The sequence below is a fragment of the Dyadobacter sp. LHD-138 genome (assembly GCF_030929615.1).
Classification (GTDB): domain Bacteria; phylum Bacteroidota; class Bacteroidia; order Cytophagales; family Spirosomataceae; genus Dyadobacter.
On sequence record NZ_JAVFVU010000074.1, the window covers coordinates 1 to 10299 of the forward strand.

Annotated in this window: 6 protein-coding genes and 2 tRNA genes; 5 read left to right on the forward strand and 3 right to left on the reverse strand. The window is 41.7% G+C overall.

Annotated elements, in window-relative coordinates:
- Positions 1-915, forward strand: a 915-nt coding sequence (locus tag RB622_RS29520; protein ID WP_308050435.1) for an IS3 family transposase, incomplete at its 5' end; no start/stop codon positions are given.
- Between the two features lie 586 nt (positions 916-1501).
- A complete protein-coding gene (locus RB622_RS29525; protein ID WP_308050436.1) occupies positions 1502-2983 on the forward strand; it encodes a capsule assembly Wzi family protein in 1482 nt (493 codons plus the stop codon).
- 35 nt (positions 2984-3018) lie between these two features.
- Here the strand turns inward: RB622_RS29525 and RB622_RS29530 are convergent, their stop codons facing one another.
- Positions 3019-3408: an HIT family protein gene (locus RB622_RS29530; RefSeq protein ID WP_308050437.1), complete on the reverse strand. Its 390-nt coding sequence runs from the start codon at positions 3406-3408 to the stop codon at positions 3019-3021.
- Between the two features lie 130 nt (positions 3409-3538).
- Between RB622_RS29530 and RB622_RS29535 the strand changes: the two genes are divergently transcribed.
- A complete protein-coding gene (locus tag RB622_RS29535) occupies positions 3539-4246 on the forward strand; it encodes a DUF1080 domain-containing protein (RefSeq protein WP_308050438.1) in 708 nt (235 codons plus the stop codon).
- Here the strand turns inward: RB622_RS29535 and RB622_RS29540 are convergent, their stop codons facing one another.
- Together RB622_RS29540 and RB622_RS29545 are read right to left on the reverse strand one after the other, a co-directional pair.
- On the reverse strand, positions 4247-8227 hold the full coding sequence (locus RB622_RS29540; RefSeq protein ID WP_308050439.1) for an AAA domain-containing protein: 3981 nt from the start codon (positions 8225-8227) through the stop codon (positions 4247-4249).
- A 24-nt stretch (positions 8228-8251) separates the two neighbouring features.
- Entirely contained in the window at positions 8252-9325 is a 1074-nt protein-coding gene (locus RB622_RS29545) for a TerC/Alx family metal homeostasis membrane protein (protein ID WP_308050440.1), read from the reverse strand.
- Between the two features lie 523 nt (positions 9326-9848).
- Between RB622_RS29545 and RB622_RS29550 the strand changes: the two genes are divergently transcribed.
- Both RB622_RS29550 and RB622_RS29555 read left to right on the forward strand, forming a co-directional pair.
- A tRNA-Gly gene (locus RB622_RS29550) sits at positions 9849-9921 on the forward strand.
- 72 nt (positions 9922-9993) lie between these two features.
- Positions 9994-10079 (forward strand) — tRNA-Leu (locus RB622_RS29555).
- Positions 10080-10299: the final 220 nt, after the last annotated feature.

Sequence of the window (10299 nt, forward strand, 5' to 3'; positions counted from 1 at the left end):
AGAAGCGACCTTGGACATCAAGGTTCTAAAAAAAAAGTTGGAGATGGATCAACAACGAAACCGGCAGTTGAATCGCTATCCAGGGAATTCGGATTAAGTATGAACCGGATTATCAAAATATTGGGAATCGCCAAATCCAGCGTCTATTACCAGTCTAGGCCTTACCCTAAGAGAAAGAAAATTGCAAAAAAACACCTTTCAGATGCAGTTAAGAATCATATTCGGTCAATATCAACCACAAAGTCCACTTATGGAACACCTCGTGTTCGAGCTATTTTGAAAAGAGATTATGGTGTTGTATTGTCTAAATATATGGTTCACCGCTTTATGAAAGAGGAAGGTTTATTATTAAAACGGTTTCGGACAAGAGGTAATAGTCGGACGCATACTGGAAAAATTGCTGTTGATAAATCCAATACAAGATGGGCTAGTGATATAACCGCGATCAAGTGCTGGAATGGACAAAAACTTCGACTTGCATTTGTGATCGACTGTTGTGACAGATCAATTATTAGCTGGAAAGCTGGCTTGCATATTCAGGGATGTGATATCGAATTAATGGTACAGGATGCTATTTTTGAAAGATTTGGTGAAAGTCTACCACCCAAAGGACAACTGCAATTACTTCATGACAATGGACCGGAATACATAGAAAAAAATCTGAGAAAAAGTCTCAAAAAAAGGAATATTCAAGATTGCAATACACCAACATATTCGCCCCAATCAAATGGGATGTGTGAGGCACTTAATGGCACATTTAAAAGAGATTACGTCTTTGAAAATTGTCTTGACAATCCAACGATTGTGATGGCACAAATACAAAACTGGGTAGATGAATATAATGATTTTGCTCCCCATTCAGCTTTAAAAATGAAAACACCAAAAGAATATTTTAACCTTCAAATCGCTGCATAATCAGTCCAAGTTTTAAGCGGAAAGAGCACATTCACCCCTTTCAGGGCTATCAATTTATCAAAAAGGAGACTATTTTAATTCTTATGTTTACAAATCCGGGTGGTCCTATAAAGGTCAGGGGATTGGAACTCCTTTAATTCCGGGACAAAATATTGTGGGGGACAATTCACAAGTTCATCCTGGATTTACTAATAACAACAGAGTCATGGTTTTTCATTCCGGTCTCTCAGCTTCCTGGTTAAACTCCTCCATACTACTCAGAGGTACGTTTTCCCGCAATTTCGGTACCTATCTTAGTCCATTTAGTTCAGTTAAACAACAATTTTCCTTCCAGCTTACTACGGAGAAAAAAGTAAAACTTTTCCGAAATAGCAGCTTTATTGCAAGTTTTTATTCCGATATTGGCTCACTTTATCCCAATTCCACCGGCTTGCTTTTTGGAATAAAAAAAAGCGGCCTGATTGATTAATCACCTAGATCAAATTTGAATAAGGTAGTCTTTGATAAAATTAACCCTCACAGAATATTTCCCGGTATTCTGATTATAAAATATGGCACACTCTATAAAATTTTTACGATTAACCTTATGAAGTCATTATGTATCGCATTAATATTAACTTTTTTTTTAATCATTCCATCCAAAGTTTTCTCGCAGAATTCTACATCGTCGGAATCCTACAAGGATTCACTATCCTCTTTTGTAGAATTTCAAGGATTTGCAAGCTCTAATTCACTAACTCCATTCTGGATACAAGCGAATCAATTTGGTACAGTTCCGCGTACAAGCCCGGCTGGAAGTGCCCATCTAGGACTGGAACATTTCTGGGGCCTGTCTTCCAGCGAAAACAATAACTGGCGAGTCGGTTTAGGCGTAGAGGCTGTTGGCAACTTGAACAAACAATCCAAATTTCTATTACCACAACTTCATGCCACACTCCGTTTTAAAAACTGGGAATTTTTTGTAGGTAGAAAGAAGCAATGGATTGGTTTGGCCGATTCAACTTTGGGAACCGGTTCATACGCCTGGTCAGGAAATGCCCTGCCAATTCCAAAAATTCAGATCGGTACAACAAAATTCGTGGCCATTCCTTTTACTAAAGGCTTGATTTCCTTTAACGGATTTTACTCAGATGGAATATTTGAAGGAAATCGTCCGATAACCAGCAACTTAAAGCTTCACCAAAAAACTTTGTATCTAAGAATTGGAAAAAGCTCCTCAAGAGTAAAATTATATGGAGGATTTAATCACCAGGTCCAGTGGGGTGGCAAAAGTCCTTTTTATACCAAGGATGGCCAAATGCCCCATGGATTTAAAAATTACATCAATGCGGTGACGGGTAAGGCTCATACAAATACTCCCACAAGACACGATTCCACAGGCAGGGTGGGTAATCACCTCGGATCGATTGACTTGGGATTAGAGATAGAAACATTTGGTGCAACCATATTGTTGTACAGACAAAATTTGTACGAAGATGGCTCTCTGGCATGGCTGGACAACGTCAAAGATGGATTAAATGGAATAAAAATCACTCGCAAATCTTCATATGGAGCTAATCTGGAAATAACCTCACTGGTACTCGAATTTCTTAATACAAAAAATCAGGCAGGTTCAATAAATGATATAAATCTTATCAACACGCCATTAGGAAAAGATAACTACTTCAACAATGCCCAGGTTCGTGACGGATGGTCCTATTACGACAGGACGATCGGCACACCTTTTATTACACCGACGTCTACCACCAAATGGAAATGGCCTAATTACGGCAATAGCTTTACCAGCAATAACCGTGTTAGTGTTTTCCATCTGGGCTTACAAGGAACGTTAATGCGAAAAGTATTGTGGACTACAAAACTCTCATACTCTAGTAACGCCGGGACTTATGATGTCCCGTTCATCAATTCCCCAACCCAATTCTCCGGCCTCCTAACCATGCAGGGAAAAATTAACCTCTTTGGTGGCACCATCCTCAAAGGCTCCGTAGCAGCAGATTTGGGTGAGTTGTATCCTGACACCTATGGATTCACACTTGGGCTACGCAAAGAAGGATTGTTAAGCCGATAACAGACCTATTGAAGATTCGGTTACCGGCCTATACATTATAAATTCTGACGGATTTCAAGCGCCAAGGCAGCGAGTTCGTCCTGCGTTACTTTTATTTTCTTGCTAAAATCCGCGTCTGCCATTGAATTTAAGGGCAGCAGATGAACGTGTGCATGCGGCACTTCAAGGCCGATAACACTCACGCCAACACGTAGGCAGGGAACGGTCTTTTCCAAGGTTGGGACTATGCTTTTTGCAAAAAGGAATAGCCTTGCATACGTATCATCATCCAGATCAAAAAGATAATCAATTTCCTTTTTGGGGATAACGAGCGTGTGCCCCTTCGCGATCGGAAAGGCATCCAGGAAAGCTAAAAACTCATCATTCTCCGCAATTTTATGGGAAGGTATCTCGCCACTTACAATTCTTGAAAATATTGAAGCCATAAATTAACCTGTTTTCAAATTTTTATAAACAATTGAGTCTCAGACCTACTTAAACTTTAATGTAATTTTAAGTATTTAGAAGACCAAAAGTACTTAATATTGTGATCGAAAACTTTTAAAAAAATAGCACATGAATTTGACAAAATGGCAAGGATTTGGCAAAACAGCCTTAATCGCCTTATTTTCACTAGCCCTTATCGGAAACGAAGCACAAGCACAAAAAGGAAAATGGGTAAAGTTGTTTGATGGAAAAACCACTACTGGCTGGCATAGCTGGCAGGAGTCGTCTGTCAAGCCACAGTGGAAAATTGAAGACGGTGCCCTTGTGCTTACAGAAAAAGGTGGTAAAGACCTGGTTACGGATAAAGAATACGGAGATTTTCAATTGGAATTGGAATGGAAAATCAGCGAAGGTGGTAACAGTGGTATTATCTATCACGTTCTTGAAGATAAAAAATATTGCTGCCCATACTCTACCGGCCCTGAAATTCAGATCCTTGACGATGTAAAACACCCGGACGCAAAAGCTGGCAAGGATGGAAATCACAAGTCTGCTTCACTTTATGACATGTTGCCTCCGAGCGATTTCACAGCAACCAAACCTGCTGGTGAATGGAACAAGGCCAAAGTGATCATTAAAAATGGTCGCGGTGAAAGCTGGTTGAACGGCAAGAAATTGGTTGAATTCTCAACAGTGGGACCTGAATGGGACAAAATGGTTGCCAACAGCAAGTTTAAAACATGGGATGGTTTCGGTGTTCCTCAAAAAGGTAAAATTGCCTTGCAAGACCATGGCAACAAAGTGTCATTCAAAAACATCCGGATCAAAGAACTTTAGTCACAAGTTCACCGATCCGGTCCAATATTCGCGGCTGTAAACGCGCCTGACCGGCCAGTTTTTCAACCGTAAAAGAAGGGGTAAATAAGCGTGTGGTTCTTTTGACGATTTACTTCGATGATATAAGTCATCGTCGGTCAAAACCAGACCTTTATATACCCCTTCTGCTTTTTCCGTCAGATCTGAAAAAGGAAGCTCTTTGACAAGATCCGGTTTCAGTTTTGCCAAACGGTCTTTCAATAACCAGTTTGACCTGAACCGTTCCGTCGTTAAAGGCTGCGGCTGATAGTTGCCTTCCGACACCTCCTGCGCATATTGCAGATAAGCCTTCAGCAATCTCGGTCCCTGATTGGCCGTTTGATCAGTCTGCAATTGTGATGGCCAAACGCTCGTCACAAAATAGATTTTTTCTCTCGCCCGCGTAACAGCTACATTCAAGCGATTTTCGCCCCCCTGAGCGTTCAGACTCCCAAAGTGTACGGAAAGTTTCCCTTTTTCATCGGGAGCATAACCCATGGAGAAAATGATAATATCCCTTTCATCGCCCTGAACATTCTCAATATTTTTAACAAACAAGCCTTCTGCTGTCACCTGCTCTCTTTCCAACGCTTCCTGAATAAGCTGCTGCTGGTAAAAATTAAACGTTACGACCCCCAGACTTTTCCCTGTTCTGCTAAGCTCCTTTACCAACTCTATAACTTTGTCAGCTTCGAGCTGATTCGTATTTTGTTTCCAGACTCCATCCGTTTTTATATAACTTATTCCCGGTTCCCGTCTGTTGATCAGGTTGAAATCGGGTAACAAACGCAGTGAATTTTTATAAAAATGCTGATTAGAAAAATCAATAAGGTCCAGGGATAAACTACGATAATGCCCCGAAAGCTGATATTGGTCCAGGCTTTGCGCAGCAAGATCCAGCAAAGACGCTACTTCCAAGGCAATGGTTATCTCCTCCTCCTCTACCCTTTCTTCGTAGCGAATCTTGTACAGGTCACTCGGCGAAAGCTGCTTGCTGTCACCGGCAACAACGACCTGTTTCCCCCGAAACGCAGCTGGCAAACCATATTCAGCATAACATTGAGAAGCCTCATCGAAGATCACCAAATCAAAAAGTCCGGCTTCCATAGGAAATATTGCAGAAACGGCCTCTGGCGACGCCATCCAGCATGGGATCAGCGAGAAAACATCCTCGGAATGATTTTCAAGTAATTTCCGGATCGGCCAGATCTTTCTTTTTTTGGTAACCTGATGATTGAGTTCTCGATAGGTTACCCGGTTGCCAAGTCTGTTTTTTTCTATATTTTTATAGGCCGTTTCTCTTAGCTTAATGCCGACGATGTCCCGGCTCAAACCTTCTTTTTGCCCGATGCTATCCTGCAACTGCGCTTCCCATTGCTGCATTTTCAGGGAGGTCACGGCACGCAATTCCGGATGTTTGTTCTCAATATGTTCAACCCATTCCAGCGCAATACTGTTCTCGAATAGCTTTACAATCTCATCAGAAAGCGTATAACTCAACTTTTCACTTTTGTCCAGAACCCTTTTGGAAGTCGACTGCTCCTGCGCAGTCATTTCAAACCAAATCCGATCCATATCAACTAGTGAATCGAAATCCTTCCTCAGAGAGGATAACAGTTGGTTGCTATACAATTCCGGTTCTGTCACCAGCTTTTCAATTTGTTCAGGCAGCAAAAACGGACTCATGATCTCTTCCAACCGGTTCCACGACTTAATCCAGGCAGCCAGCTGATCAACATACGTATTGAATTCATGAACCGTTGCTGATTTGACGGTCAGGTCCGCAATCACCTCATGCCATGGTTTAATCCCCGAACGGGATACCGCGTCAGAAGCTTTTTCGGCAGTTTGAAAGAACTGGATATGTTGCTGATCAAAAGAAGCGTTGAATTCCAGATATTGGCCATCAAAATCCAGTAAAGGACTCGCCAGCCAGTTTTCAAGCTCCATCCGGTTCCGGATGCGCAAATCAAGCTTTTCCAGATGCTCCGGAGAAGTTGTTAACCCATTTTTATTACTGACCTCAGCCACAACCGCCTTTTCACTCCCAAACAAACTCCACCAAACAGAGGATACAGAAGATTGCTTTGCCTCAATCGCCTTCTTCAACTGTCCACGAAAAACAGGAAGATCCGTGCGATCCAGCGTCGCTTCAATGCCATCCTCTGCAAAACCTTCCAGGGCATCGGTCGTCTGCCGGATAAACGCCAGGCGCTCCGCACTATTTACGCCCGAAAATAAGTATTTTTTAAAAAGCGCATAAGTCGTATCAGTCTGGACGAGCGCTAAAATATCAGCTAACCTTTCCTGAATTTCACTTCGACACTTAATATAATCAATAGAAAAAGGTCTGCCGGTTATCGTTTCAAAATGACGGCTTTGATGCAAATGCGCTTCCGCCCAGTCTGAAAGCATCCGCTCCATATTTCTCAGATCACCGATGCCATATTTTGCGAAGCTCCGCCGGTAATACCAATCGTGCTTTTTGTTAAAACGTAAACTGTAATTGACAAATATTTTAAATTGTCGTTTAAAATCATCCCATTGGTCAAGCCTGAAAAGACGATAGGTATCCTTTAATTCAACATATTCTCCTTTCGGATCACTCGTCAGATATAATTCCTTTACGGAAACACCCGATTCCGTTTCGTCAAATAAAGCATTTCTGAAAGTGTCCAATTCCCCAACCACCTGGTCAATCTGACGGCTTTCCTGCGTAAACTGCCTTTCTAAAAAAACAGCATCCAAACTATAATTTTGCTGGCGGTACGATTCAACCTGTTCTATCTGCGTTGCAAACTGCCGGTACAGTTCAGCCCTATCATTTTTGAAATCATGAATAAGGCCGACAAAAGGATCCATCCCAACCGTTTTCAGTCGCTGATAAACCACATCCAGCGCAGCCCTTTTCTGGCAAACCAATAGCACCCGTTTGCCCTGAGAGGCAAAATCAGCCATCAAATTGCAGATCAGCTGGGATTTTCCACTCCCCGGAGGACCCTGGACTACCACAGATTTCCCGGATTTCACAGACCGGATAATCGCCTCCTGGGACTCATCGATCGCGAATGGAGTCAGTATTTGTTCTTCCCTTAAATTGGGGAAATCATGTACAGGTAAAGTACTTTCCGTCCTCTCAGACTCAAATTCCTCATTCTCCCCTTCCAGCAATAACATTTGAAAAGAATCCTCTTCGGACATTTCCAAAAGTTTGTCATAGTCAGGCACGAGATAAGAACCGGCCTGCGGAAAAATCCCTACAACAGCTTCGGGATACAATTTTAGCTCTCCGTTTTTTTCTAAAAGCTGTAAATCTGCATTTTTTTGTATGTCAAACGGTTGCAGTCTATCTTCAAAAAGCTGCTGGTTGAAGTTTATTCTAAGCGGTGTTTCTTTGAGCCACTCGTAAAGCTGGGTCCGAAATTCCAGCATATCTTTTGAGAAATCCTCAAAAGATTTTTCAAGAATTTCATCAGAAACGGCAGCTTCATTAAAATGCGCGTATGCCAGCGCAAGACTCCGGTTAAGTGTCACACCGATATCATCCCTTTCAAACAGGCACCACTGCTCACGGTCAATGCGCAGCGTTACCGGAAAAAATAACAAAGGCGCATGAATAGGTGTGCCGTCAGAAAGTTTGCCTCTCACAAAAGGATAGCCTACATACAAATCTTTCGACCCGCGTTCCTCCTCAATAAAATGTTCCGTCCTGGCAATTTTTCGCAGCCGTTTGCTTACTTCATTGACCTTTTCAAAACGAGGGTCCTGTATGTCACAAACCGGTATACGCGACTTCCTTTGAACTAGATTTTGAATAAATTCAAAGGACGATTTCCCAAGGAGGAAATCCGTCTCATGCAAATCCAGAAACTGCTCAGCGGGCAAACTCGTTAACAAAAGTGACTTGTTGCGCGTACTGAGATTAGTCAGACGTTTTAAATAAGCTTTTAGGATACGATTCATAGCGTTTAAAACGATCCTTTCCCGCTAACTATTGGATACCATTTCCTCAACTTCCTCTTTTTTTTCCGGAAAAATAACCGATGCAAGAATACTGACGGCAAGGATCCCTAAAATAATGTAAAGCGAATAAACCGTCTCAAAACCCATGGCTTCCAGTGGTTTATGAGCCAGCATTTTAGCGCCAATAAATACCAAAAGCACACCAAGACCATATTTCAGGAAGCGGAATAATCCCATAATGTTGCTTAGGAAAAAGAACATCGAGCGAAGTCCCATGATGGCAAAAATATTGGAAAAGAAAACGACGTAAGGATCTTTTGTTACTGAGAATACCGCCGGAACCGAGTCCACAGCAAAGATCAAGTCGGTAAACTCCACGATTAAAACCACGACAAAAAGCGGCGTTACCATCCATTTCCCTTTTTTCACAACAAAGAAATGCTCGTAGACATAACGTGGAAAAACAGGAAGGTATTTAGCTGCAAATTTCACTACGGGATGCTTAGCAGGATCAATTTTCTCATCTCCGTCTTTTTCGAAGAAGATTTTACCGCCTTGATAAACCAGCAATAATCCAAAAACATAAATGATCCATTCGAAACGCTGAATCAGTGCTGACCCAACGAAAATGAATACAAATCGCATGATAATCGCACCCAAAACGCCCCAGAAAAGTACTTTTTTGAAGTATTTGGGACGTACACCAAACGAAGAAAATATTAGAATGATGACAAAAATATTATCGACTGAAAGCGCATATTCGAGGAGATATCCCGTGATAAATTCCAGCGACATGTTTTTCCTGTAAATTTCGAGGCTTTCTTCGAAGTTCCCGGGGATGAGCTCTAAGTGCGGCGCATACTTGGATTTAATCCCTTCCAGTTGTTCATAATTAACAACCCCATGCACTAAATCACCGTGCGTATTAATGACCAGATAAAAGACCAGCGCCAATGCAATCCAGGCAACCGTCCAGCCGGCAGCCTCGCCGAACTTTACAACATGGTCTTTACGGCTGAAGACTCCCAAATCCAAAAGGAGCATAATGCTTATCACAAGAAGGAAACCTCCAAAAAATAGAACTTCGCTAGAAAACATGAAAATTTATTTTTAATTAAATCAGGATAAAGTCCGGAATAAAGATACAAGTCTTCCATCCGCAGCGGGAGAAATCTGATAGCCAGTATCACTTCGCTGTACAAAGGTAATCAAAAATTGAAGCTAGGGACTGAAATAGGACAAACGGTCGCTGGTATAATTTCCAAGCTTGAAAGTTGTGAAGTACGGATGAGGTTATTTCTGGTTCTTTATCCATAATTTTTTCTCCACAATTTTTTTTTACAACCGGATCGGCTGCTTTTAACTTCGGATCATTTAAAACAATCGGCAAAATTGACAGTGGAATTCTGACTAAAAACATAAATTTCACGTATTTCACTCCATTGATTACTTTGGTTCAAAAAAAAATTGATTTTTTTTCCTGTCATAACTATCATGATTTACAATTTGTTAATAAAATATTCATTTTTTTTTTCAAAAATATTTTCTCTCAGCACTTGCGTTGTATACCCGCTCTGACTACCTTTGCACCACGTTAAACAAACAACGAAACACCAGAAACGCAGAAGTAGCTCAGCTGGTAGAGCGCAACCTTGCCAAGGTTGAGGTCGCGAGTTCGAACCTCGTCTTCTGCTCAGAGATAGCAAGCACCGGAAACGGTGCTTTTTCTCATAAAAACCGACAAACTTGTTTGAAGGTGGGCCAATGCCGGGGTGGTGGAACTGGTAGACACGCAGGACTTAAAATCCTGTGAGCCGAAACGCTCGTACGGGTTCGATTCCCGTCCCCGGTACTGAAAATCAAAGAGTTACGAAATTTCGTAACTCTTTTTTTATGCACAAATTTTAATTGGTACAACATAGGGGATCAAGCTGAAAAGGGATCAAGCTGAAAAGGGATCAAGCTGAAAAGTTGGGGGGAATGAAATAAATTATTTGCTTTGTAGCCCGAACCAATCCCGTTTGCGTGTTGAACGAATCTTATCAAGCCTTAGTCCGTATCCTTTTGCCAGA